Below are 24,003 nucleotides of genomic sequence, written 5' to 3'. Positions count from 1 at the left end.
CCCAGTACCGCACAATTGCCTCAGCTTTGGGTCATTGCAAAAGACGAAGCCCGGGCAAAGAGGATTTTGGGCACATTTGAATATCAGCTGGTTAAAGATATAAGCCAATTAGAGGATGTATCCGATAAAAACATCCTGTTTCTTTATGAACAAGACCAATTCAATGAGCTGTTTCATTGGTGCCAAAGAATGTTTAAAAAAACACCTGCCTCTTTTATGTTGGTTACCGAAAATGCCTATGCCGTCCATGACAAGTATGCCTCGGATGAGGTAAACCCTTACCACACCATGGCGAGTACTTTTTGGAAAAGTTTTAGAAATGAGCTGGAATTCGATAAAAATTATTCCATAGATTTAGACTCACGAAGCAGTTTAAATGAGTTGTTGCGTTATCTGTTGCATAATACCAGCGCTGAAACACAATTTGCAGTGAGGGACTCCATTTATGTACCGAGGCTTAATAAAGAACAGCTTCCCACCCCCCTTGATGAGGTGTTATTTGATAGAGAAGCAAGTTATCTCATCACAGGAGGTACAGGTGGTTTGGCAAAACCTTTAATAGATTACCTCATTCGTAGAGGTGCAAAACATCTTGTGATTACCAGCCGTTCGGAATGTTCCCAAGATACTAAGGAGTTGATTGAGAACGCACGCAGAAAGCACATTTCTATAAAACATTATTCTTGTGATGCGAGCCACTTGCAGGGTATGGAAAAGATAATCAGTGACATCGAGCAGGGCGCTAATCCTTTAAGAGGCGTTTTTCATCTTGCCGGAGTTCTACGTGATGAGCTTCTTGTCAATTTATGCGATAAGGATATTGAAGAAGTATTGCATGCAAAAATGCAAAGTGCACTTACCCTGCATCAACTCACCAAAAGCCTGCACCTGGATTTATTTGTCTTGTTTTCCTCATCCGCATCGATTCTAGGTTCCAGGGGTCAGTCAAACTATGTGGCGGCGAACGGATTTTTAGATGGCTTGGCCCATTTAAGGCATCAGCAAGGTTTGCCTGCATTGGCGATAAATTGGGGGGCCTTTCATACGACAGGAATGGCTGCAAAAAATATAGAATCATTACAACGCCGCGGTTTGATTCCTTTGGATCCAGAAAGCATTGATGTGTTGGATGTTCTATTGCAAAGCCATTTACCTCAAATTGTATTATGCCCTATGGATTGGGATGTTTATTTTAAAAACACGCCCAAACAAATGGAGTTTTCAACCCTCATTCAAAAAGAAGCCTCTTCGGATAAACTCTTTTTCGCTCTGCTACAACAACATAAAGATAAGGAACGCGTTCATTTATTAAGCCAAGAATTTCGCGAGATTGCTGCACATATTTTAGGTCTCAAAGACAGTAAACAGCTTGGAATGGAAGATGATTTATTCGCAATGGGAATGGATTCACTGATGGCATTGGAATTAAGAAATCGTATTCATGATAAATTAGGTTGTCCCACGCTTAGCTTGCCTATAGAGTATTTTATTAATGAGCCAAGGGTTGACAAAATTGCAAAGAATATCGCAAATGAATTAGAACATGTTTTTGAAAATAAGGTTGAATCCTTCGCTGACCCAAATACCAGCGAAGAAATTGCTTTATGTGATGCACAATATGTATTTTGGATGTGGAATCATTTAGGACTTAGTTTCAACTGCGGTACTCAATTACAGTTTCACGGTAACCTCAATAGAGAATATTTGGAGCAGTCTTTCGATGCTGCGATTCAGCAGCATAATGTTTTTTGGACAAGCTTTGATGAAAAGGCTCCGGTTCAAACTCTAAGAGAAAAGGGACCATTCAAAATAATATATGAAGATATTTCATTAAATTATGATCAAGAGACATTGAATGAAACCTTTTATGACAACATTTTTCAAATAATCCCTCTAACAGAACCCCCATTAATCAGAGTTTATCTCTATAAATTGAGTCATAATTTGCATGAATTACATATGATAATTCCTCATATAATCATTGATGCCGCTTCGTATCGAATGTTCTTTGATCATGTGAAAAAAAATTATGAAACCCTGATGCATGGAAAAAAACTTATCCCTCAAACGGAACAATATACCTATTTTGATTTTGTAAAACAAAACAATTTACATTATGAAAAAGATTTAAAAATTAAAATTAAATTTTGGCAAAAATATAATAAAAATTTTCCAAAGTTAAATTTTGGACGCGAGAATCACTTGCCTGATGCGGCCAATCAACCTCAAAATATCTTCCACTACCCCATGAACGCGATATTGATCGAACAATTTAAGGATTGGCACAAGTCCAAGAATATTAATGTAAGCACGGGCTTCATTGCTGTATTTCAAATGGTTTTTTATAAAATCAGCAGCCAAAAGAAAATACCCATAACCATACTCCATAGTGGGAGAGAGGGAAGCCATTTCCGTTCGGTTGTTGGTTTATTTATGGAAAATAAAATGATCAATATTACCTTAAATGAGGAATATCATTTTATTGACTTCCTTAAGTCTATTGAGGAGCAGCTCCTCATCACGGCACCTTATCAGAAGTGTCCTCATACGATCAAAAGCGTGGGATTTAAAGAGTTTCAGTTATCACCAGGTCAATACTTCACTTATATTTACAATAAAATGACGCTCTCAAAGTATTTTAAAAAGAGTAAACAAAATTCGCTTGTTGTGGATTATCAACTCAGAAGTATGAGCCGAATACGATGGACTCAGCTTGAGATTTCAGCCAAATATTACCTTAATAAATTTTTAAAACTCAATTTGCCATTGCTGCCCCCCGTCAATTTAAATGTTGTCATTAATCTGACCCCAAACTCGTTTAACAAAGGGATTAAAGACATGAATTTTGAAAACCTTGAAGCCAGTATTCCGAATCACTATGGCAATTTTGATCGTCCTATAGGAAATCAATCTTTGTGGCTGTTTTTAAATAATGATCAATATGGCGACTATCGGCTTTCGATTAATGGACCTTTAACCAAACAATGTAAAGATCAAATAGCTTTCGAACTAAACCGTATGATGGAGTTGGTGCTAAAGAATGATGAAAGTAAGCTTTCAGACATTCTCAAGTGAGGTTTTTGGAATTATAAGCGCGAGAACAAACCGTAGGTGATATTCGTGCTTATTACATTTAGCTCACTGCTTAGGATTAAAAGAGGATTAAAATGGCAAATATTTTACAAGTTGATCATTTATGCCTATATTTGAAAGTACTTTAGGATGATAAGGAGAAAATAAAATGGAATATAAATGTCATAAATGTGGAATGGGCGTGAAAAATTTAACCTGTACCAAATGCAACTCTGAACTGGTTAGTGATGTAATTAAAACCGAAAAAGGGAATGTTCAAGTCGCGAAATGCCCTCATGGATGTGGCAAAATTAAATCCCCAACTTGTTGTGGCCATGATATGGTAAGCGGTGGCTAAATGAGTTTAAGGATACTTTAGAAAAAAAGAAGGGTGCTTGTTTGTGATATTCCAAACAGCGGGATCTTGGTTAAGGTAAACTTGCAAACAAATGGATTTGTAAATTCAGTATAAATCCGTACTTCATGCAATATTCTGCTGCATATTCATGATTTCGCTGGTTTTTTTTCAAATCTAAAAGGTTGGGTTCCCAAAAACTAACCACTTCATTTATCTCAGAACGCTCTGCTAAACCAAGCTCATTTCCTTTTTCACGCATTGAAAGGACCTGTTGAGGCTCTTTTTGATATCGATTCATGGGGCTAACAAACACTTGTTTGTTTGTTTTTTCTGCCCATTCATGGGCCCATTCGGGGATCGCGCTATAGGGTGTATAGCGATGTTCCTCAGGAGCCGATAGGACAAATTTTAAATAATCAGCGCGTTCAAGCATTTTTAAATGTGGCTTTAGATAACGAATTGCTTTTCCATTTTTTTCAAGACATTTTGGACTCACCACCAATGTGGTGCTCTGCGGGAGGTCATTAAGAATGGAGGTACCATTCGATTCAATTTGTATCATTTGGAAATATGGCTTGGCTTTTTCTAAAAATACCGATAAATTTCGTTGTAATAAGGGTTCTCCTCCTGTTATCACCAGGACTATTTTCTTGGAGAAACCTTGTGCCCATGAAGGAACAGGGAGATTGCGGCTTTGAAAAAAGGCAGAGATGACTTGTTCCGACTCGTCAAGTAAAGAAGTAAAACTTCTCCATTCCCCCGCATCAAAATAAGTATCACAAAAAGAACAGGCCAGATTGCATTTTGCCAATCGAATAAAATAAGCTGGTTGGCCTCGAAAAGGACCCTCACCCTGTAAGGTAAAAAAACGGCTCGTCACAAAAAGCTCGTCTGCGTTTGCTGTTTTAAAAAACGATTGACCGACCTTATCATTCAGACCAAACATCGAGAAACCTTTTGTTTGTATAAAAATTTGACATATTATATCTCGATTTTGTTGAGAATGTCAGCTCTTACCCGTTTATTTAAAATAAAAGACTATAGGAGAAATGGAGTGCCTTCCTGAGAGAAACAGACCTAAGCGAAGAATTGGGTTCTTTCTTATTTTTTGGTAAAAAAATATGGAATTATCTTTTTTGTAGATGCGACACCAGACGGACATCTATGAGACTCGAAATGCGTTTTAATTGATCACAAAGTTGCGGTAATAGCTCTTTATCGCCGCATATGTCTATGATGTTCACGGCGATATCTCCTCGTGATTTATTTTCCATTTGCTCAATATTATATTTAAATTTGGATATACCTTGAGTTATTTTCCCCATCGCACCCGGTGTATTTTTATTGATTATCAAAAGTCTATAGCAGTTTACAATTGGAGTCGAAGAAAGAGAGATATTAGGGAAATTGACTGAGTACTCAATAATTCCATCTTCCAGATAATTACAAATATTGCGAATGACCATTTCTGCGGCAGTCTGCTCAGCTTCTTGAGTACTCGCCCCCAAATGAGGAAAGCACAAAACATTAGGATGACCCGCTAATTTGAGGGTTGGGAAATCAGTAATGTACCCCATAATTTCCTGTTTATTTAATTGTTGCAATACAGCTGCTTCACTGACTACTTTTTCTCGGGAAAAGTTGAGTAATAATGTATGAGGTTTCACCTGGGTAATATTTTCCTCATTGATTAAATTCGTGGTTGAGGCATTTAATGGGATATGGAGCGTTATAATATCTGAGTGAGCCAGTAAGATATTCATATCCATGACTTTTTCGACACCAGGCATTAAAGCCAAAGCATTTGTCAGGGTCATGTTGGGGTCAAAACCTAAGACCTTCATTCCTAGGGCAAGCCCGGCATTAGCTACTTTAACACCTATGTAACCTAACCCAATAACGCCTAATGTCTTGCCTGAAATTTCATGCCCTACAAATCTCTTTTTTTTCGTCTCAATTTCCTGGTGAAATTGTTGGCTGTCCTCTTTAGATAATTCTGTGATAAAGGAACGGGTTTCATCCAAATGTCTGTATCCCATGATCATCGCGGCCATCACCAATTCTTTGACTGCATTGGCATTTGCTCCAGGTGCATAAAAGATAGGAACTCCCATGCTGGTCAGTGTATCAACAGGAATGTTATCAATCCCTGTACCTGCTCGTGCTACTGCTCTTAAACCCTTTGGGAATGGATGGTCATGTAATTTATAGGAACGGACTAAGATCACATCGGGATTAGGAGGATTAAGGCCTAACTGATAGAGGTCCGGATGAAACAGTTTTAAACCCTGGGGCGATATATTGTCAAGAATTTGAATGGTGAACATGCTCATCTCCCTTGATTAAAACAACAGAATTATCGATATCTGTAATTCCTTGCTCATAATAAGCATAATATTTTGTGGGTAACTGTTTCAACTCATCAGGAGTTAAGCTTAAAGGGATTATTGAATAAAAGCTTGTATTGGTAATGTAAAAACTGGAGTGTTTTTTCACCCATTCCTTGGGATTTAGCCCTGCGAAGCCAATAAATCGAGTGACTGTTTCTCGAGCTTCCCAATCGCTTACGCCATCACCGACCAATACGGATCGTTCACCTGGTTTCATCATAGAGGCAATTTGTTCTGTTTTGCCATTGCCTTTTGTCATGTTGCTTGTTATATCGAAGCCTTCGTAATTACCTTGCTCATTAAAATATACATCTACGGCGAACACGTTTTCTGAGGGAATTCCAAGAGTATGCGCTAAGGGGATTAATGCCATTTTAATTCCAGCTGAGATAATATAGATTTTTTTATGCAAAAAATGCAATAACTGAATGAGTTCCCGCGCTCCTGGAGCGATATGATCTATATATGAATTTGCCAGCTCTTCTATTTGTTTGCAGTGAGGCTGCACGTAGGCCAAGCGTTGGGAATAGTCCTGAAGCGTCATGCCGGTTTTTCCCATACATCGTTCTGTAATTTGATGTACCTGTTCGGCAACCCCATTCATGGAGGCTAATTCATTTATTCCTTCTATAAGGGAAAGTGTTCCATCACAGTCAAAGAAGAAGCTGTCAATAGGCGTATTCAATGTCCAAACATTTTTATTTTGCATGGTAACCCAAATAGGTTGAGCTGAGATCGCTAGAGTGCTTTAGGCACTCTTTTTCGGCCATCATTTTTAATTGTTCCGATATCTGATACCAATCGTTTTTACAATAAATGGTGTCTTCTTTAAATTGATACTCAGGGCCTCTTAACAGGCGGTTAAACTCTTCAAATAAATAAGAGGCAAAAGAATGGTTTTCAAACCGAATGTCAGGATCCTCGAAAAAAAGTCCTATGTATTTCATTAATTGATCCAAATTATTGATCGCTTCAACTTCCTTCTTAAATATTTCGGCTCTTTCTTGTCCCTCGTTACCGTGGCGCCACCAACTGAGCCATCCATTGGGTTGACGGGTATTTATACCCCGCACATAGTAGTTTTTATAATGCCTCCATGCCTCAGAAATACAACACTGTATTACTTTAAGCCACTCTGGATTAGAGGACTCATGAACCATTTTTTCAATTTTTGAAAAGAAACCAGCTTCGGATGTACTTAAATGGTGTAGCGCACGTGATGGTTTTCTATGAGCAATTTTCGGCCTTGATTTGGTGAGATGCGTTAATGGTTTGGCTTGATTAGGAGTAGGACAGTGTGTGTTATTGGTGTTGGTAGCCTTTAAATTCGCCATTTTTTTTTGGGCAATGACTTCATCTTTTCTTCGTGAAACCAATCCTTCAGGAATCCCAAAATGATGATTGTCCCCATTTGAAACTATCTGCTTATTATTTTTGCCCATGTTAATTTCTTGTCCCTAAGTGGTTCTTTTTTAAATAAAATAAATATCCTTTTAGGCAATCTAATCATATAGAATCTTTTTTTTTTATACAATAATGCGAATTATGAACCGAAATCAAGTTTCTTTACATTTCAAAGAATGGTCAATATATAGTTATACTGATCAATAATAAGTCTATAATTTGAAGAATGATGGATTCAGGAAAAAGGAATGCTCATGAATACCTATATTGAAGAAATTGAACATCCCGTAACCATCCCTAGTAAAAATGTATTTCTTAATGGTTTTTTATTTATTCCTGAAAAAGTGAAAGGAATGGTTATCTTTGTCCATGGAAGCGGAAGCAGCCGCTTCAGCAGTCGTAATCAATATGTGGCCAGTACATTAAATGAAGGTCATTATGCCACTTTGCTCTTTGATCTGCTTACCTCACAGGAGGAGATTATCGATAATGTCACTCGCGAATTTCGTTTTGATCTTCACTTATTAGCCTCTCGACTTGTCGATGTCATTCACTGGTGTACTAAAGAATTTGCGGCCTATCAATATCCTATAGGATTATTTGGCTCAAGTACCGGTGGTGGTGCAGCGCTCGTCGCGGCAGCTCAGGTACCTCACTTGGTACATGCCATTGTTTCTCGTGGTGGTAGACCGGATTTGGCTGGAAACTACTTACCCCAGGTAAAAACACCTACCTTACTCATTGTTGGCGGTAATGATGAAGCGGTAATAGAACTAAACGAACAAGCAATTTCTCAAATGAATTGTATCACCCGATTAGAAATAATACCTGGGGCAACCCATTTGTTTGAAGAGCCTGGAAAACTAAATGAAGTCTCGACATTAGCCAGGAAATGGTTTGATCAATATTGCACTGGATAGGCTTTCGTTCAGGGAGGCTTTTATGAAAGAAGATGCTTTAAACAAATTAATAGAGGGGCTCAATGGCAAAATTGTCCCCCTTAAATCTCAGGAAGAAAATTACGATTCAGTAATCAAGCAAATCGGCAATGCACGGATTGTGATGCTTGGTGAAGCATCCCATGGAACTCATGAATTTTACCAGGCCCGTATTAAAATCTCCGAACGACTTATTAAAGAGCAAGGTTTTATGGCCATTGCCATAGAAGGTGATTGGCCAGACGCACATCGTGTGCATCGATATTTGCAAGGAGAAGGGGATGCAAACCACAGCGAGCGATCTTTGAGCTCGTTTCAAAGGTTTCCCACATGGATGTGGTGTAATACAACGCTTCCTCCTTTCCTTCACTGGTTGCGCCAGTACAATGACCATTTACCTGCAGCACAGAAAATTGGATTTTATGGACTTGACTTGTACAGTTTAAATTCTTCGATGCATGCGGTCATTAATTTCTTGATGAAAATTGATCCAGAGGCAGCGCAACGTGCCAAACAGCGTTATGCATGCTTTGATCATTTAAACCAGCAACCTGAAATGTATGGTTACTTAGTTAAAGCTGGAATCAAAAAGACTTGTATCCAAGAGGCTGTAGGCCAGCTGGTTGAATTACAACATCGGGCATTCGAATACCTGCATCATAATGGAATGGCAGCAGAAGATGAGTATTTTTTTGCGACACAGAATGCCCGTTTGGTTAAAAATGCCGAAAATTATTACCGATCAATGCTCGAAGGGCGGGTTTCTACATGGAATATACGGGACAGCCATATGGCAGAAACAGTTAATGTACTTGCAGAGCAATTAGAAACTCGATTTAAAAAACCCGCCAAAATGATCCTTTGGGCACATAATTCTCATGTTGGGGATGCACGTGCAACGGAGATGGGTGAGCGCAAGGAGTTTAATTTAGGTCAATTGGTTCGAGAAGAATATAACCAGCATGCTTATTCACTTGGTTTTTCTACTTATGAAGGAACGGTCATGGCCGCTTCCGATTGGGGAAAAGCAGGAGAAGAAAAGCAAATAAATCCGGGTATGCAAGGAAGTTTTGAAGAATTATTCCATTTGCTAAACCATAAGAATTTCTTTCTGAATTTATTAGATACTGAGAAATTGGAGCATTATTTAAATATTCCCAGGTTACAACGGGCAATTGGTGTGGTTTATCTTCCAGATACAGAGCGTTGGAGCCATTATTTCTTTACTCATTTGCCTTATCAATTTGATGGAATTATTCATTTTGATAGAACCAGTGCCTTGCATCCTATTAAGCAAGAGAAATTTTCTCATGTATAGAAAAAACCAATTACATAATTTGTCTGATGTTTAATGCAATGAGATCTTCTTCATTGAGAGTTTCTTTTTTTAATAACAAACTGGCACCTTTCTCCAAAATATCTACCTGTTTTTTTATAATATCGACGGCATCATCAAATGCAGTTTGAATGATTTTCCGGACTGCAATATCAATTTCCGATGCAGTTTCCTCACTGAACTCCCGATCATTGTGCATGATTGGAGTCTCTAAAAAAGGGGAGTGTTCTTTCTCGTAGGTTACGGGCCCAAGTTCTTTATCCATCCCATACCGCATCACCATACTGCGTGCAATATCGGTTGCTTTGGCTAAATCATCTGCTGCTCCCGTAGAAAATCTTTCGAATTTCACAAATTCAGCTGCTCTGCCCCCAAGCAAAATTCTCATTTTATTCTTTAATTCATCCTCAGTCATAAGATAACGATCTTCAGTAGGGCGTTGAATGGTATAACCTAAACTACCAATACCTCGTGGTATAATGGAAACTTTATGCACCTGATCGGCATGCGATAAGGAAAGTGCGACCAAAGTATGGCCCATCTCATGATAAGCTACTGCTTTACGTTCTTCTAAATTGAGCAAACGGTTCTTTTTTTCCAATCCTGCCACGATACGTTCAACCGCATTGGTAAAGTCATCCATGCTGACAGAATCCGCATGATGTCGAATTGCAAACAAAGCAGCCTCATTCACGAGATTTGCTAAATCCGCGCCTGAAAAACCAGGAGTTAGAGCAGCTATTTTTTCTGAATCAATATCGGGCGCTTTTTTAATTTTCTTGAGATGGACATCTAAAATTTCCACACGCCCTCTTTTGTCGGGCCGGTCGACGAGTATGTGCCTATCAAACCGCCCTGCACGCAATAATGCCGGATCCAGTATTTCTGGACGGTTTGTCGCTGCTAAAAGAATCAATCCTTCGCTTGGATCAAATCCATCCATCTCAGAGAGCAATTGATTTAATGTTTGTTCTTTTTCGTCATGGCCACCGCCTACTGGATAAGCACCTCTCGCTCTACCCAAAGCGTCTAGCTCATCAATAAATATAATGGATGGGGCTGTTTGTCGGGCATTAGTGAACAGATCACGAACGCGTGCAGCGCCCACACCAACAAACATTTCAACGAACTCAGAACCATTAATTGAAAAAAAGGGTACACCCGCTTCGCCGGCTACAGCACGAGCAAGTAAGGTTTTTCCCGTTCCTGGTGGACCCACCAAGAGAACGCCCTTGGGAATGTGTGCTCCGATGCGAGTATAATGCTGTGGGTTCTTCAGAAATTCGACTACTTCAATCAGTTCAGTTTTGGCTTCATCGACTCCGGCAACATCCTCAAAAGAGACATGAGTCTCTTTTTCCATATAGATCTTTGCTTTACTTTTTCCTACATCCAAAACGCCACCCGCAGCTGATCCCATGCGTCGAATTAAAAGACCCCACAAGGCAAAAATGAGTAGCGCAGGTAAAATCCAGGAAAGAATCATAGTCAGCCATTTATTCTCAACTTGTCCATTGAATTGTACTTTCGCTGCTTCCAAGGTGGGTATTAACGAGGGATCATTGATGCGGACTGTTGTAATTTGAGGCTCTTTACCGCCATATTCTTTTATTTCTTTCAATTTATCTTCAGGAAGTAATGCTGCTATCCCCGCGGTTTTTATATTTGCAGTAATATAATCTTGATCAAGGAGTACATTGTTGATTTTATCCGCTTTCAACAGTTTGATGAAATCGCTGTAAGCAATATTAACCGGATGTGATGCGAAGAAAAAATTCTGAATGAGAATAAGGCCCCAGAATAAAAGTAAAACATACCAGAACGAAAACGGCCGTTGTTTATTTTCCACCGCGCTCCCCTGATTTAAATGAGTAGAAAAATGGACTGGTTTATTAAAGTATATACTAAAGCATCAATAATCTGGTGAATACGTATTCCAGATTAATTTGATACTTGTTCATTTGAAAACTTTGTTTCCAAAAGGGTTCGTATTATCCCTATAAAACGAGAAATTTTTAATCAGTTCAGAATTGTTGGGATAAGTCGGAATTTAATGATTGTTGAGTTTATATTTAAACCACAAAGTTCTATAATTAATCTATTGGCTAATGATTGGTAGTCATTTATGATTAAAAATTTCGAAAGGAGTGTCATCTCCGCTTCCCTTGAAAGCTATGTCCTTGATTACCCAAATAAAGATGATTTAGCGGAGCTTTTTTATCATATTAGCCATGAAGCTGCGATGGCGGAAATATATTTTCAAGATGATAAAAGCGATGTATTAGAAGAGCAAACCATCTCATTAATTAATGGTCGTGGAAAAATGTTACAAAAAGATTACAAGAGATGTGATGTGATGCTTGTTTTACGGGATAATAAAAAAGTAATAGGCTTTATTGAAATAAGGTTGCATCAAAATTCAGAAACTTTATCGCAGTTATATAGTTTATTTGTTAGTGAAAGCTATCGACGCAAAGGTCTTTCCAATTTACTGATGGTACATGGTCTGAATTTTTTGGTAAATAGCAGACAGACTCATATGACAGTAAGTCCCACAGCTGCATCGCTTACCGTGTACAATAAGTTTGGTTTTTATCCTCCTGAATTTGAAAAAGATAAAAAGTCATTAGAATTTTGGTTTGCAAAGTCAGAAGAACAAAGGCTTGAGCAATTACAAGATGAATTTTCAGAATATTTAATGATGGACTTGGGGAATAAATGGTGTTGCAATGCCTTTGAAGGCCATTGTAAAAAGGTTTCAGAGAATTTTCCTCTTTTTGAAATTTCCGATGGTTTAAAAAGGGATCTAAGCACGAACGTTTTTGACTGGAGAAAAAAAATAATCCTGCCGAATTTGTCTCAAAGCGACTTAGGCGTTCTCAATAAAGCAGATGTCTCCAGAAAAAGAAAAGCTACTGTAGATCCATCGGTTACTCATCCTGAGTATTTAAAAAATGAAGGTGAATGCCCATCTGAAACTGTGGTTGAAAATCCAGTCACTCAAGAATCAGAAGAAACCGCCAATAAGCCTTCATCTTTTGATTAATCAGCAGTCATGAATAATATCCATCCAAATTTCCTCATACCTGCTTTGGAATTAAATATAAACTGCGATCTACATTCTAGGGCTGGTACTTAAATGTGAGACAAAGTAAGGACAACCTGTAGGCCTCTTAAATCCTTCTGCCAGAACTGAAATGAAGGGACCCCATTTTTTTTCACGGCAATTCAGTAAACTTTTTCGTGTATTTTCATGTTCTACTGAGTAAAACAGGGAAGAGTTATTTTGATCAAAACAAGTAATCAGCCAGAGTATGTCTTGTGCTGTTATCGATGGAGAAAAAAGAGACCTAGGCCAAGTGGATGCTTTTAAGGAGGGGATTTGTTGCATGAGGTGAACCGCAATATTTTTCCTTAAGAGATGCAAAAGTGAGCATGGGCCTTTATTTATTTTGGCTGCATCATAAAGAAGAATGCATTGACTGGGACTCATTAAATTAATTAACCGTTCCTGTAAATTCTCCTCCATATTGAAAAAAATCGAGAGGTAGGTCTTATTAAATAAATAATGCTCATCTTTGGCTGCGATACATAAACGCAAAACATACCAGTCCTTCTCTTCTGAGGATTCATTAAAGGTATCCAGTAAAGTCAGTTGCCTCAATGCTGTAAAAAATTCGAGTATTGCGTTGGGTGTAGGTCTATCAGTCTTATTATTTTCTCCCATTTGTAAAATAAATTTTTTGATTAATCCACAAATGAAATCATTGGGTTTTTCCTTAAAATGATCAAAGAGTCCATCAGCGCAAAAACTAAAAGTTCGAAAAGTCCTTACCAACTCAGCAGGTTTCATGTGGGGGTGTTTATTTCTAAATTCAATAATTTTTTTAAAGGGATTCTGTGCTCCAAAGATGCTCAATAAAAGAGGGCTCAAAGCAAAAAAATCACTGGATTCAGAATAATCGCCATTTAATATTTCCAGGGCAATATGTTCAGGGGTTCCCTGAGGTTTTTGCGGAATATCAGTAATTGGTTTTGCATAATCTAAATCTAGATAAGAAGCTTCAAGGGCATATTTTTTTCCTTTTGAATCTTCAATAACATTCATTTTTATTTTGATATTCATCCCGGTGATATCACCGTGGACGATAGGAGGACCACTGGTGTTATTGTAATGAAGATGATTGAGTTTGAGAACGAACTGCCAAGCTACTTCGACGGCTTGTAAAAAAGTGAATTGATTGAGTTCAGGATTGTCCCGCAAATCAGGATAAATATGAAAACCATCTATAAAATCCATGATGAGTACGTCTTTACCTTCTATTTTGAGAACTGCTTTCTCTGAAGCATAATGCTGAAACGCTGAGGGATGCTGTTTTTCATCATAAAGCTTTATCGACACAGGTTTTGATTCATCAAGTACAAGTTCTTCTTTTGTAATATGCCTTGGTTTGAGATCAGACGATTCAGCTTTCAATATACAGGGAAATCCTTTATAAACAGACCCGCCAAATTTTTCAGAAAAATCAGAAGCATAATAGACAACTCGCCCGTTTTGTTGCATCACAGGAAATAAAGTAAAAAGTTGAGTTTTCTTATCTTTTCCTTCGTGAGTCATAAGTGGTTTCCTTACTGAAATCCATCAAATTTAAGTGGGACATTCGTGCTTAAGCTGTGTTTAATAGGTAGGCAAAAAAAACTCTAAATGTCCATATTTCAATCTTTGACACTATACTTTAATTTTTAGCATTACTGCAATATGTCTTTGCAATATTTTCACAAACTGCTTAATAGTTTCTTAACATTAAAGGAATATAGTGGATATATAGATTAAATTTTAAAGCAATTTGTTTATTTTGCTTCTCTCATCAAACAAGGAGAAGAGGACATGTACTCCAAAAAATTAAAAATCAATAAACGAAATGTACCTATGATCACGGAAGATTTTTCAGCCGATTTTGAGATAATTATAAAAAAACTCTCAGGAATAAAGGTCGATACCGCCCGATATGAAAGTGTCAAAAGATTAAATGATAGAATTAGGGAAATCCGCGAAAGTGACTTATCCAAAAATGAAAAAATCTTTGCTCTCCTTGATGTTTTTGAAAGCGAATATGCTTTTATTTGTAAATCTTTCGGTGGTTCAAAAAGTAAATTAGGCCTCTTTCTTAAAAATTTCTGCGTTGAAAACTTTGGTGTTTTACTTAATGAAGAATCTGCGTACCATATCCTACCCGAAGGATTAATGATGCGTATTCTGGATACATTCACTGTGAAAAGTCCCGAAAAAGAAAGTTTATTGCCACCCATTAGCAAACGATCAACCCAAGTAGACCATATTTCTATCAGTGCTCCAACAATAGGATCACAACCTGAGTCAAATTCGAGAGTTAGTTCTTCATTAAATATATTAGAAGCAGACAAAGAAAAGATTGGGCAGCAAACACTGCGTTCCAGTAAAGAATTAACGCGCTTAGGAAGTATGTTTGGTTCGACCCAATTTTGTTATGCAGAAAAGCCAAGTGGTGTTGAGCCTGGATTTAGAGCAGTTGAATTAGATGATTTATTTTTTGTAGCCTTGGCGAAAATATTGAAGGAAGCGCCTAATAAAAAATTACAGGATTTGGCTGCCAAACTGGCCTCACCCGAAAAAGAATTACATGACAGGCAAGTGCTTTTTTCAACTTTTATCCAGATTCATGTTAAAGGTCCTCATGTTAAAGGAGCCCTGGATCCTGATGTTCAATGGTTATGTACTCAAGTGAAAACTGCTGTGTCTCAAAATAATGAATTAAAAGCCTGGATGTATAAACTGGATTACGCAGAAGGACAAAAAAACCGAATTAAAGCAAATAAAGAAGCAATAAGGGAGTTTGTCGGTACACGCTTTGCAGGAATTTTTAGCGCACAAAATCAAAGACAGGAAATTTCCTGGGTGACTAATGCCAAAGGCGAAGTCCACGCTTTGTTAGCTTGCGGTTGGAAAAATGGTTTGGAAGAACTCACAAAGTATTTATATGCCGGTTCTGGACCGGATTATAACGGAGTATTGGTCGAGGATAAGAAAGCCTCTGTGAAACGTTCTAAATACATCCCGGGCCTTGCTAAAAATTTAATTTTTGGTGTAGGGATTGGTGATAGGGATGGCATGGGTAAAGATGCACAAAATAAAGGTTTTGCGGATGAAGCATTTTATGGTTTTGATTATGGGAAACCTTATGAAGGAGATGGTGTCGCAGCGAGTCTAAGCGACGATTTTTCATTTAAAGATACTTTTGCCCGGGCACCATCATTATTTAGAAGCTCCTCTACTATTGGGGTAGCCCGGCATTTTATGTATCGAAATTACAATGTCTTCTACGATACAGCATTGTCTGAGCGCATGTTTGGTTTCCATCTATTTAAAAAAATGATTACTGGTGAAAATCCCAATGACGAAGTAATGGACAGCTACCCTGGTTTAAGAGAGGAGTTGAAGCGAATTGAAGACAAAACGCCTACTCCAGAAGAGTTATTGATTGACTTAGGAAGGCTAAGGGAACAAAGTGGCAAAGACAGCAAATTACGCTCTTTAATAGATACCCAAACCATCGCCATTGTTTCCGGTAAACTATCCAACTTTGACTTATATTTTGCGCGAATAAAACTGGATTTATTGGATATGGGGATGCAACATGGCATACCCTATGATGAGCTTTCCGGGTATTTAGAATTTATCGAGGAAATGGAGGAAACTGCCCGCAAGAGCAATCAGCATATATTAAATACCTTTGAAAAACGTAGTGTATTGACTGCAGAAGAAATAGATTGCCTCGATCAATTAGAGAAATATTTCTCTCCAGCCTCCGTGATGTCTCCAGATGGAGCCGTCTTTTTGAATTGGATGCGTTTAGATCCTCAAAGTGGAAGAATTCCCTTCCAATTAAAAAAAGAAGAGAATGGGACTTTTACTTTGACCACAACCGATAAAAATATTGCAAATCAATTAAAAGAAGAGTTTGGTCTTGTTTGCAAGCAGGATGATGCTGGATTAAGCTGCGTCATGGCACCTGATGCATTTGCCCGGTTAATGAAACAGGCAGAAAAGAAATATCATGAGAAAAGGGATGGATTGTTAATAAAACCTACCTATAAATTTGCTACTCTTCCTAATGTAGTGGCATTCATCAATCAAGGGAAGTCTGCCCTGGATTCTGGTGTTGATGCCAGCTTTATGTGGCGTGATGACAATAGTTTGTCACTACGAATTATTGTCACAACAGAAAAACAAGCAGAGCACGCAAGAAGGTTATTTAAGACTGAGTTTAAATTAAACGAAACGAAATTTATACAAATTCCTAGCAATATGCATGCCCATTTTCAAAAACGTGTGGAAAGGCTCCATGAAGACTATGTCCTGAAAGGAAAAGAAAAGGAGGCACCCAGAGAATCTGTTATTTCCATGTTGCCCTATTCAAAAGAAGAAATTTCACCTCCTGAATCGAATAAGTGGAATGCCTTATATAGAAAATCAGAAAAAGATATTACTAAAAAATTAACCCCCGATGAATTATTAATGCAACGTTTGGAAGAGATGGCCAGAAAAGGCCTTTTAAAAGAAGAATACCTGGAGGAACTTGCATTGGTTATCCGAGAGACAGATTTTGAAAACATTTATCAATTACTTTCCTATAATGACGAAACATTATCTTTACCTCAAAACATACACGCCATTTTGAAGGAGCAATTTGATAAGATTCAAGTGATTGAGGACAGGACATTTATGACAGAACCCGTTACAGGAAATGGTTTAAAACAAACATTTTTATAAATGAGATCTCCTATTATTACATAAAACAACAAGAGCTTTATCCATCAAGAACAAGTGATTTTGCGTTCTTTTTAAGAGGCGTCTATTTCTAACAAATTTTTTCATAATAGAAGTTTTTGAACAGAGATTGAAAACCCAGATTTTTGTACAGGTTAAGTCCGGCAATCGAAGCTTCCAAAAAGCAAAACTGAACATTAAATTCTGAGGCTTTTTGTAAAATATAATGCATCAGCGCACTTGCAAAACCTTTTTTCTGAAATTTAGGGATGGTCGCTAAATCATCAATGCGGGCAATACCGTCTTTAACTGTCAATGTAACAGACACAACAGGCTCATCTGCAAAAAAACCAGAATAATGATACAGATGTCTTGTTTTTTTCAAAGCTTCTATGTGCCTTGAGGTATAAACCTGGATTATTTCAGGCGTGGATTGAAACCCATGGGTTAAAGGAATACTCCATGCGTGCAAATCATCATTCATTAATTTAACTTGAAGAGAGTTATTTAAAAAATGAAAAGAGTGGGATAAAAGATCAAGTGACATTCCCACGCCAGTGTCTACTAATTGAAACTGCTTGATTATCTGGTTTTCAATTTTGGGAACTAAGGATAGATGTTCCGGGACTATAAAAGCCCAGGGTAATTTTTTTTGGGCAAAATAGGATTGACACATTTCCAGATCGTGTACAAACCCATCATCCATTCGCAGCAAAAATGCTGGATTCAGGCCTGCGGCAAGTACCCCCGTTTCAAATGCAGCAATCGTTTGGTAATCAAGACTATTTATGCTGACATGCGAAAAAAAATATTGTTCCATTTCGTGGAAACGATCAATCAAACTCTGCATAGGCTATACCAAATTGTAATTTGGGTTCTCATTTTATCAAATAACCCGGCCTACTCGTGAAGAAAAAGTTTCAAGAAATGCAAAAAATACATTGATATCTGGTTATTAGGAGAAAGTTTCACATAACATTCCCTGGGAACCCACTGCTCTTAAGTTCAGTCGGGTTTGCCTCTGACAAGCAGCACAGGCATTGGTGCATTTCGGATAACTCCTTCGGCAACGCTTCCGAGCAGTAGATGCTGATAACCCCTACGTCCATGCGTGCCAATGACAATCAAATCAGCGGCCCATTTTTTAGCTGCTTCAATAATTTTATCAGAAACATTTTGTTTCGAGGAATCCATTTCAATCAGGTGTGCCTCACAATCTTTGTGGTGTTTCCGCGCAATGGCAAGCATCTTATCCAAAAATGTTTGACCATATGCTTTAAATGAAGCTTCTAATTTCTCATAATCAACACCCGAACCTACATAGGGGACATTAAATTCGTTGGCGATATGGACGATTTGTAATGTTGCATGGTGCACTTTGCTGAGCTTCATTGCTTCATTGAAAGCCTGCATGGACGTATCGCTGTCATCCATTGCAATTAAAATTTTCTTATACATGATATTTCCTTATAAAATAATGGTTCATCTCCATAGTGAATATCTTACCTATAATCTAGAATGAAACAAGGATAGAATAGTTAATTCAGAAGCAATGTTATTTCTTTCATCATAATGCATGAGGCAAAAATGACTACGAATCATGAAATTCTGTTTACTCCATTTAATTTGAGAGGATTCACATTAAAAAACCGTATTGTAATGGCTCCCCTAACACGAAATCGTTCGATCCACGGCATTGATACTCCTTCGGAACTGAATGCAGAATATTATACCCAACGTGCTGATGCTGGGTTAATCATTGCTGAAGCCACGCAAATTTCACCTACAGGAAAAGGCTATGCCTGGACCCCGGGGATTTACTCTAAAGACCAGATTGAGGGATGGAAATTAGTCACTGATGCAGTGCATGCTCGTGGCGGTGGGATTTATTTACAACTTTGGCATGTGGGAAGAATTTCACATCCTTCTTTGCAGCCAGGCGGAATTGCACCTGTTGCTCCTTCTGCGATTGCAGCAGCAGGTCAACGTACTTTTGTCGAAAATGGTACTTTTGTTGAAGTCGGCGCACCTCGTGCATTAAAACTGAGTGAAATTCCTGGAATAATTGAAGATTATCGAATTGCAGCAAAAAATGCCTTGTTGGCTGGATTTGATGGCGTAGAAATCCATGCAGCCAATGGCTATCTGATTCATCAATTTTTGTGTGATGGAACCAATCATCGAACGGATCAATATGGCGGTTCTATTACAAATCGTTTGCGCTTTGCTCTTGAAGTCACCCATGCGGTTGCCTCAGAAGTTGGTGCTGAGCGCACAGGAATTCGAATTGCCCCAGTAAGTCACGCTAATGGAATCTCTGATACGTCTCCTGAAGCGGTTTTTTTTCCTCTTGTTCGAGAGTTAAGTCGGGCGAATTTGGCTTATGTTCATGTGATTGAAGGTGAAACTCAGGGGCCGAGAGATTTTTATGGATTTGATTTTAAAAGATTACGTCAAGAGTTTGATGGTCCCTGGATGGTAAACAATGGATATACCTTGGATATGGCCACTGAAGCAATTAGCAATGGGGATGCCGACTTGGTTGCTTTTGGAAGATACTTTATTTCTAATCCTGATTTGGTGACCCGATTTAAAAAAAATGCCCCTTTGAATGAAATGGAAAGGACAACATTATATGGTGGTGGTGCAAAAGGTTATACAGATTATCCTTTTTTACAATAAATTTAGATTGAATGAAGTGGAGCAAAGATGATACTCAAACAATTATTGCTGTTACTCTTCATCATTAGTCTATTTTTTATAGTGGCATATTATTCGCAACGCCACTTCATTTATTTTCCAGCATCCGAAACCCCTAATCCGAAAGATTTTGGGGCAGAAGACATGCAAGTCATCCAATTACCTTCTGCAAAAGGAGTGACATTAACTTCCTGGTATAAACCCACCGAAAATAAGAAACCAACCATACTCTATATGCATGGAAATGCTGGGCACATCGGTTATCGTATGTATCTGGCCCGCCAGTTTCTTTCAGAAGGGTACGGTGTTTTATTGCTTGAATATCGTGGATATGGAGGAAATCCAGGAAAACCAACTGAAGCAGGATTATACCAAGATGCACGTGCGGCAGTTCATTTTTTAAAAGAACAAGGGGTTCCTGAAGATCATATCGTGTTCTATGGTGAATCATTGGGTACGGGGGTAGCAACAAAAATGGCAACCGAATTTTCTGCGTGCGCTTTAGTCTTACAGTCGCCCTTTACCTCTTTTACTGATTTGGCCCGTTTTCATTATCCCTGGATTATCTTGCCTGTTATTGATAAATATGATTCTTTATCCCGTATACAACAAATTCATGTCCCTGTTTTAATGCTGCATGGTCATTTAGATAGAATTGTCCCATATGATCAAGGGCTAAATTTATTCAACCAGGCCAATCAACCGAAACAATGGGTGGAATTAAAATACAAAGGACATTTGGATTTATGGAATCCGGAATTTGCGCAGAAAGTCATGGATTTTATTCAAAATTATTGTAGTCATTCTCAAAGCAAACAACTCGAAAGGACATTCTAATTACTGGTACAGTGACAAAATACTAAAGAGTCCTGGATAAAGAATTTAAATTCAAGAAGAGTAAAATGTTTACAAAATTCAATTTTTCAACTAACATGAGTTTAGGCTTTAGGGGAGCCTGTACCCACAAAAGAGGATCTCACCCTTAATCATTTAATTTATTTATTCATCAACCTTTTTGTTGCTGGAATGTGGGTTCTGGCGAAAGCAAAGGGGATATTCTATGAATAAACCACCAAAAATTTACAATGTTGAAGAGTATAAAATTCAGGCTTCAATTCTATTAAAATCATTACGTTCTGCAAACCAGTTCATCGCCCAAAATGCTGCAAAGCGTTTTCAAAATTTACCTGAATACCAAAATTATTCTATCGAAGAAATTCAGGCTGCTGTAAAACGTAAACATGCCCTTACAGTGATTGCAAAAGCTAAAGGCTTTAATAGCTGGAGTGATTTGAAATGTCAATTACCCTTTATTCGAGGCGGCTTTCTAAATCATTGGTTTGCCTATTATGCGGAAGCGAAAAGACATCAAAGCATTGAAGGTGGATACTTATTGCCTTTTAAGAATCAATATTTTATTTGTGATGCAGATTACATTCTCAATTTAGGATTTAAAGCTGATGATTTAGATTGGAAACTCATAGGATACGATTGGGTTAAGCCAAGAAATATTGAAGCTTGGCAGCGTTTGTATCAAAAGTGGATGAAAATTCAGAAGCAATAATGCATGATTATGAAAATCCTGTTGGCGCTTAGGAAGGCATCAGCAGGATTGAATCAGTCAATAATTGAATTTGTTTTTTAATAAATAGAAGTAAGGTAGTTTATTTTTTTCGCGAAGAGATTATGGATGATTAATTTAAAGCTAAAAATGATGGTTTCTGTACTTCTCTTTTTGCTCCAAACCGGAGCTTTCGCTAAGATCCATATAGAGAACCGTATATGTGATGCAAGCCTTCTCAATCCTTGTATTGTTACCGATTCAGAGTATTCCAACTCCCCTCTGAAAGCATTACGGGATGCATCCATGATTCTTGATGCCTATTCAGGGAACAATAAGGGAATCACAAATTTATCCATCTCGGGCAGCGAACAGCCAAGTGAAAAAGCTTGGAAGGATATTGCACAGTTCATTAACCGACATAAAAAATCAAAAAATCAACCGGTGTGGGTATTGGATTTACGTCAGGAAAGCCATGGATATTTAAACGGCAGGGCCATCACTTTGGTAAGTGATTATGACTGGATAAATCGTGGAAAAAACAATAACCAGAGCCTCACTGATCAAGAAAATTGGCTGCAATCATTAAGAATACAGAAAAAGGTAAGTGGAATCTTGTCTTCACAACAATTTGCTGCCAAGGAATATTCCCATGGTAAAACGATTCCGGTAGAGGTAATTAAAAATGAAGAAGAGATGGTTTCTCGCTTGGGTTTCAAATATCACCGGTTATTCATTACCGATCATATGGCGCCTACAGATTCGGAAGTGGATTTGTTTATAGAATTTATGAAACATGTCCCTAAAGATACATGGTTTCATATCCATTGTAGGGGAGGAAAAGGACGAACAACTAGTTTTTTTGTCATGTATGACATGTTAAAAAATGCTGATAAAGTAAGATTTGAAGAAATTATTGCACGACATGCATCGATATTTCCCTACTATAATTTATTTGAAGTCAATCGTTCTGATCCCTCGCTTACCCCTTATTACGAACAAAGACTTCTTTTTCTGACACATTTTTATCTCTTCGCCCAGCAATTTTTGAAAGGATATAAAGGAACCTGGAGCCAGTGGCGTTCGAGTAACTCTGAAGTGGTTTAAATTTTTATTTTTCTTTGGGATTTGTAGTATACCATGTCTCCCCAAGTATAATTTGTTCCCACCATTTTGCCATATGAGATTCATTCATTTGGTGCCAATCAACAGGACTTAATACCAATGCATCAGCCATGCGCTTCGATAGTTCATACATGGAAATTCGTTTGGGGAGCGACTCTTTCTCCCATAGCTCAATGGCTTTTTGAAAATCATTATATTCTGTGAGAAGCTTGCTTAAATGTAACGCATCCTGAATGGCTAAGGAAGCACCATTACCTACATGGGGACGCAAAATATAACTGGCATCACCCAATAAAAGAGCTCCTTGCGCTACAAAACGAGAGGTACAAACGTCATCGATTTTTTGGAGAAAAGGAGAGGGTGTATCTAAAATTATTTGGGCTGCAGCCACAGGCAAATGGCTGATAGCTAATTGATGTAAATGTTCTTTTGCTGTTTTAGAAAAATCATTTAAAGTGGTTGATCCCAAACATTCAAGATCTTGAAGTGTTATTTTTTCATAAAATACCCAATTCAATTTATTTGTTCGATGGTGATAAACAGGGTAGGTTAATAAATGTCCTTTTTCATAGCAGTAATAATAAACTTGCTCATTAAAAAAATTGTTATTTTTTATTAAAGAAAAATCCAGGGTTCCCCGCCAAGCGACATATCCTGAATACTGAGGTTGGGTATGGGATATCAGTTGTCTACCCAAGGATTGAACGCCATCTGCAAACACAATTAAATCAAATGAATGGGTCTCACCCGAAGATAAAGTAATTTGACCAGGCTTTTGATCGAAAAGCTGCACATTGCTTACTTTGATTCCTGAGTGGTATATTGAGTCGGGTATTCTTTTTCTGAAATTAGTAAATAAAGTATCCCAATGGAGGCTGGCCATAGAAATACTTTGTTTCCATAATAACTTTCCATAAACAGGATTCTCACTATCCTGACAAAAAAAATGACGGACGGTAAATTTATGGGATAAGATATCTGCATCAATAAGATTTTTATTTATTAAATCATTCAGTAATTCTATTGAGAGTGTAATTCCGGCGCCGCGCGATTTTAAATCGTATGCTCGTTCAAAGACACTGATCGAATATTTATCCTTTAATAACAAGGCCAACGCACAACCCGCGACGGAACCTCCAATAATGGCTACGTTCAACATCAATCCTTTTTGGGGAAACAAATGAGTACGATGGATTATATAAAGGTAATTTGCAAAATCAACATAAACCAATTCATCGAAACTGTGGACTCAGCGAAATCAGCAATTTTCATGGGCGAAACCATAGTGTAAGCACTGTTTTAGAGAGCTTCT

Annotated in this window: 19 protein-coding genes; 10 read left to right on the top strand and 9 right to left on the bottom strand. The window is 37.9% G+C overall.

The features are described 5' to 3' along the window. A partial coding sequence (locus tag BU07_RS0105725; protein ID WP_031564139.1) for an SDR family NAD(P)-dependent oxidoreductase occupies nucleotides 1-3,075 on the top strand: 3,075 nt, incomplete at its 5' end. 166 nt (nucleotides 3,076-3,241) lie between these two features. After that, nucleotides 3,242-3,430 carry a hypothetical protein gene (locus BU07_RS0105720; protein ID WP_031564138.1) on the top strand — a complete coding sequence of 63 codons (189 nt, stop codon included), beginning with the start codon at nucleotides 3,242-3,244 and terminating at the stop codon, nucleotides 3,428-3,430. A 70-nt stretch (nucleotides 3,431-3,500) separates the two neighbouring features. On the opposite strand, the gene BU07_RS0105715 is transcribed toward BU07_RS0105720, so the two are convergent. The 4 genes from BU07_RS0105715 to BU07_RS0105700 all read right to left on the bottom strand — a co-directional run bounded on the left by BU07_RS0105715 (nucleotide 3,501) and on the right by BU07_RS0105700 (nucleotide 7,262). Continuing rightward, entirely contained in the window at nucleotides 3,501-4,376 is an 876-nt protein-coding gene (locus BU07_RS0105715) for a 7-carboxy-7-deazaguanine synthase QueE (RefSeq protein WP_031564137.1), read from the bottom strand. Nucleotides 4,377-4,557: 181 nt separating this feature from the next. Continuing rightward, on the bottom strand, nucleotides 4,558-5,757 hold the full coding sequence (locus BU07_RS0105710; protein WP_031564136.1) for a 3-phosphoglycerate dehydrogenase family protein: 1,200 nt from the start codon (nucleotides 5,755-5,757) through the stop codon (nucleotides 4,558-4,560). Next, complete coding sequence (locus BU07_RS0105705; protein WP_031564135.1) at nucleotides 5,735-6,529, bottom strand: HAD-IB family phosphatase; 795 nt, start codon at nucleotides 6,527-6,529, stop codon at nucleotides 5,735-5,737. The genes BU07_RS0105710 and BU07_RS0105705 overlap by 23 nt, the downstream gene beginning before the upstream one ends. Continuing rightward, on the bottom strand, nucleotides 6,519-7,262 hold the full coding sequence (locus BU07_RS0105700) for a hypothetical protein (protein ID WP_031564134.1): 744 nt from the start codon (nucleotides 7,260-7,262) through the stop codon (nucleotides 6,519-6,521). The genes BU07_RS0105705 and BU07_RS0105700 overlap by 11 nt, the downstream gene beginning before the upstream one ends. 216 nt (nucleotides 7,263-7,478) lie before the next feature. Between BU07_RS0105700 and BU07_RS0105695 the strand changes: the two genes are divergently transcribed. Both BU07_RS0105695 and BU07_RS0105690 read left to right on the top strand, forming a co-directional pair. Then, nucleotides 7,479-8,144, top strand: a complete 666-nt coding sequence (locus tag BU07_RS0105695) for a dienelactone hydrolase family protein (RefSeq protein WP_031564133.1) — start codon at nucleotides 7,479-7,481, stop codon at nucleotides 8,142-8,144. A gap of 22 nt (nucleotides 8,145-8,166) precedes the next feature. Next, the gene (locus BU07_RS0105690) at nucleotides 8,167-9,480 is read left to right on the top strand and encodes an erythromycin esterase family protein (protein ID WP_031564132.1); all 1,314 of its coding nucleotides are present in this window, start codon (nucleotides 8,167-8,169) and stop codon (nucleotides 9,478-9,480) included. Between the two features lie 10 nt (nucleotides 9,481-9,490). On the opposite strand, the gene ftsH is transcribed toward BU07_RS0105690, so the two are convergent. Next, a complete protein-coding gene (ftsH, locus tag BU07_RS0105685; protein ID WP_031564131.1) occupies nucleotides 9,491-11,347 on the bottom strand; it encodes an ATP-dependent zinc metalloprotease FtsH in 1,857 nt (618 codons plus the stop codon). Nucleotides 11,348-11,623: 276 nt separating this feature from the next. On the opposite strand from ftsH, the gene BU07_RS0105680 reads away from it, so the two are divergent. Beyond that, nucleotides 11,624-12,544 carry a GNAT family N-acetyltransferase gene (locus BU07_RS0105680; RefSeq protein ID WP_051635488.1) on the top strand — a complete coding sequence of 307 codons (921 nt, stop codon included), beginning with the start codon at nucleotides 11,624-11,626 and terminating at the stop codon, nucleotides 12,542-12,544. A gap of 69 nt (nucleotides 12,545-12,613) precedes the next feature. Here the strand turns inward: BU07_RS0105680 and BU07_RS0105675 are convergent, their stop codons facing one another. Beyond that, complete coding sequence (locus BU07_RS0105675) at nucleotides 12,614-14,116, bottom strand: protein kinase family protein (RefSeq protein ID WP_031564129.1); 1,503 nt, start codon at nucleotides 14,114-14,116, stop codon at nucleotides 12,614-12,616. 270 nt (nucleotides 14,117-14,386) lie between these two features. Between BU07_RS0105675 and BU07_RS0105670 the strand changes: the two genes are divergently transcribed. Beyond that, a complete protein-coding gene (locus BU07_RS0105670) occupies nucleotides 14,387-17,308 on the top strand; it encodes a hypothetical protein (protein ID WP_031564128.1) in 2,922 nt (973 codons plus the stop codon). 88 nt (nucleotides 17,309-17,396) lie between these two features. Here the strand turns inward: BU07_RS0105670 and BU07_RS0105665 are convergent, their stop codons facing one another. Beyond that, the gene (locus tag BU07_RS0105665; RefSeq protein ID WP_031564127.1) at nucleotides 17,397-18,155 is read right to left on the bottom strand and encodes a GNAT family N-acetyltransferase; all 759 of its coding nucleotides are present in this window, start codon (nucleotides 18,153-18,155) and stop codon (nucleotides 17,397-17,399) included. Between the two features lie 155 nt (nucleotides 18,156-18,310). Next, the gene (locus BU07_RS0105660; protein WP_031564126.1) at nucleotides 18,311-18,763 is read right to left on the bottom strand and encodes a universal stress protein; all 453 of its coding nucleotides are present in this window, start codon (nucleotides 18,761-18,763) and stop codon (nucleotides 18,311-18,313) included. Nucleotides 18,764-18,892: 129 nt separating this feature from the next. On the opposite strand from BU07_RS0105660, the gene BU07_RS0105655 reads away from it, so the two are divergent. From BU07_RS0105655 to BU07_RS0105640, 4 genes are all read left to right on the top strand, one after another. Further along, nucleotides 18,893-19,987, top strand: a complete 1,095-nt coding sequence (locus BU07_RS0105655) for an alkene reductase (protein ID WP_031564125.1) — start codon at nucleotides 18,893-18,895, stop codon at nucleotides 19,985-19,987. Between the two features lie 30 nt (nucleotides 19,988-20,017). After that, nucleotides 20,018-20,842 (top strand): alpha/beta hydrolase, encoded by an 825-nt coding sequence (locus tag BU07_RS0105650; protein WP_031564124.1) that lies wholly within the window; start codon nucleotides 20,018-20,020, stop codon nucleotides 20,840-20,842. Nucleotides 20,843-21,065: 223 nt separating this feature from the next. After that, on the top strand, nucleotides 21,066-21,569 hold the full coding sequence (locus BU07_RS0105645) for a hypothetical protein (protein ID WP_031564123.1): 504 nt from the start codon (nucleotides 21,066-21,068) through the stop codon (nucleotides 21,567-21,569). Nucleotides 21,570-21,695: 126 nt separating this feature from the next. Then, nucleotides 21,696-22,673, top strand: a complete 978-nt coding sequence (locus BU07_RS0105640) for a phosphatase domain-containing putative toxin (protein ID WP_031564122.1) — start codon at nucleotides 21,696-21,698, stop codon at nucleotides 22,671-22,673. A 4-nt stretch (nucleotides 22,674-22,677) separates the two neighbouring features. On the opposite strand, the gene BU07_RS0105635 is transcribed toward BU07_RS0105640, so the two are convergent. Beyond that, the gene (locus BU07_RS0105635; protein WP_242601915.1) at nucleotides 22,678-23,850 is read right to left on the bottom strand and encodes an FAD binding domain-containing protein; all 1,173 of its coding nucleotides are present in this window, start codon (nucleotides 23,848-23,850) and stop codon (nucleotides 22,678-22,680) included. Nucleotides 23,851-24,003: the final 153 nt, after the last annotated feature.

Source organism: Legionella wadsworthii DSM 21896 = ATCC 33877 (assembly GCF_000701265.1).
GTDB lineage: Bacteria > Pseudomonadota > Gammaproteobacteria > Legionellales > Legionellaceae > Legionella > Legionella wadsworthii.
The sequence above is the reverse complement of the archived record's forward strand: the minus strand, read 5'-3'. Positions and strand labels throughout refer to the sequence as shown.

Coding starts and splice junctions, on each gene's coding strand:
- BU07_RS0105695 (WP_031564133.1), top strand. CDS start 7,479: ATGAATACCTATATTGAAGAAATTGAACATCCCGTAACCATCCCTAGT.
- BU07_RS0105660 (WP_031564126.1), bottom strand. CDS start 18,763: ATGTATAAGAAAATTTTAATTGCAATGGATGACAGCGATACGTCCATG.
- BU07_RS0105665 (WP_031564127.1), bottom strand. CDS start 18,155: ATGCAGAGTTTGATTGATCGTTTCCACGAAATGGAACAATATTTTTTT.
- BU07_RS0105700 (WP_031564134.1), bottom strand. CDS start 7,262: ATGGGCAAAAATAATAAGCAGATAGTTTCAAATGGGGACAATCATCAT.
- BU07_RS0105635 (WP_242601915.1), bottom strand. CDS start 23,850: ATGTTGAACGTAGCCATTATTGGAGGTTCCGTCGCGGGTTGTGCGTTG.
- BU07_RS0105705 (WP_031564135.1), bottom strand. CDS start 6,529: ATGCAAAATAAAAATGTTTGGACATTGAATACGCCTATTGACAGCTTC.
- BU07_RS0105715 (WP_031564137.1), bottom strand. CDS start 4,376: ATGTTTGGTCTGAATGATAAGGTCGGTCAATCGTTTTTTAAAACAGCA.
- BU07_RS0105680 (WP_051635488.1), top strand. CDS start 11,624: ATGATTAAAAATTTCGAAAGGAGTGTCATCTCCGCTTCCCTTGAAAGC.
- BU07_RS0105640 (WP_031564122.1), top strand. CDS start 21,696: ATGATTAATTTAAAGCTAAAAATGATGGTTTCTGTACTTCTCTTTTTG.
- BU07_RS0105720 (WP_031564138.1), top strand. CDS start 3,242: ATGGAATATAAATGTCATAAATGTGGAATGGGCGTGAAAAATTTAACC.
- BU07_RS0105670 (WP_031564128.1), top strand. CDS start 14,387: ATGTACTCCAAAAAATTAAAAATCAATAAACGAAATGTACCTATGATC.
- BU07_RS0105655 (WP_031564125.1), top strand. CDS start 18,893: ATGACTACGAATCATGAAATTCTGTTTACTCCATTTAATTTGAGAGGA.
- BU07_RS0105710 (WP_031564136.1), bottom strand. CDS start 5,757: ATGTTCACCATTCAAATTCTTGACAATATATCGCCCCAGGGTTTAAAA.
- BU07_RS0105690 (WP_031564132.1), top strand. CDS start 8,167: ATGAAAGAAGATGCTTTAAACAAATTAATAGAGGGGCTCAATGGCAAA.
- BU07_RS0105645 (WP_031564123.1), top strand. CDS start 21,066: ATGAATAAACCACCAAAAATTTACAATGTTGAAGAGTATAAAATTCAG.
- BU07_RS0105675 (WP_031564129.1), bottom strand. CDS start 14,116: ATGACTCACGAAGGAAAAGATAAGAAAACTCAACTTTTTACTTTATTT.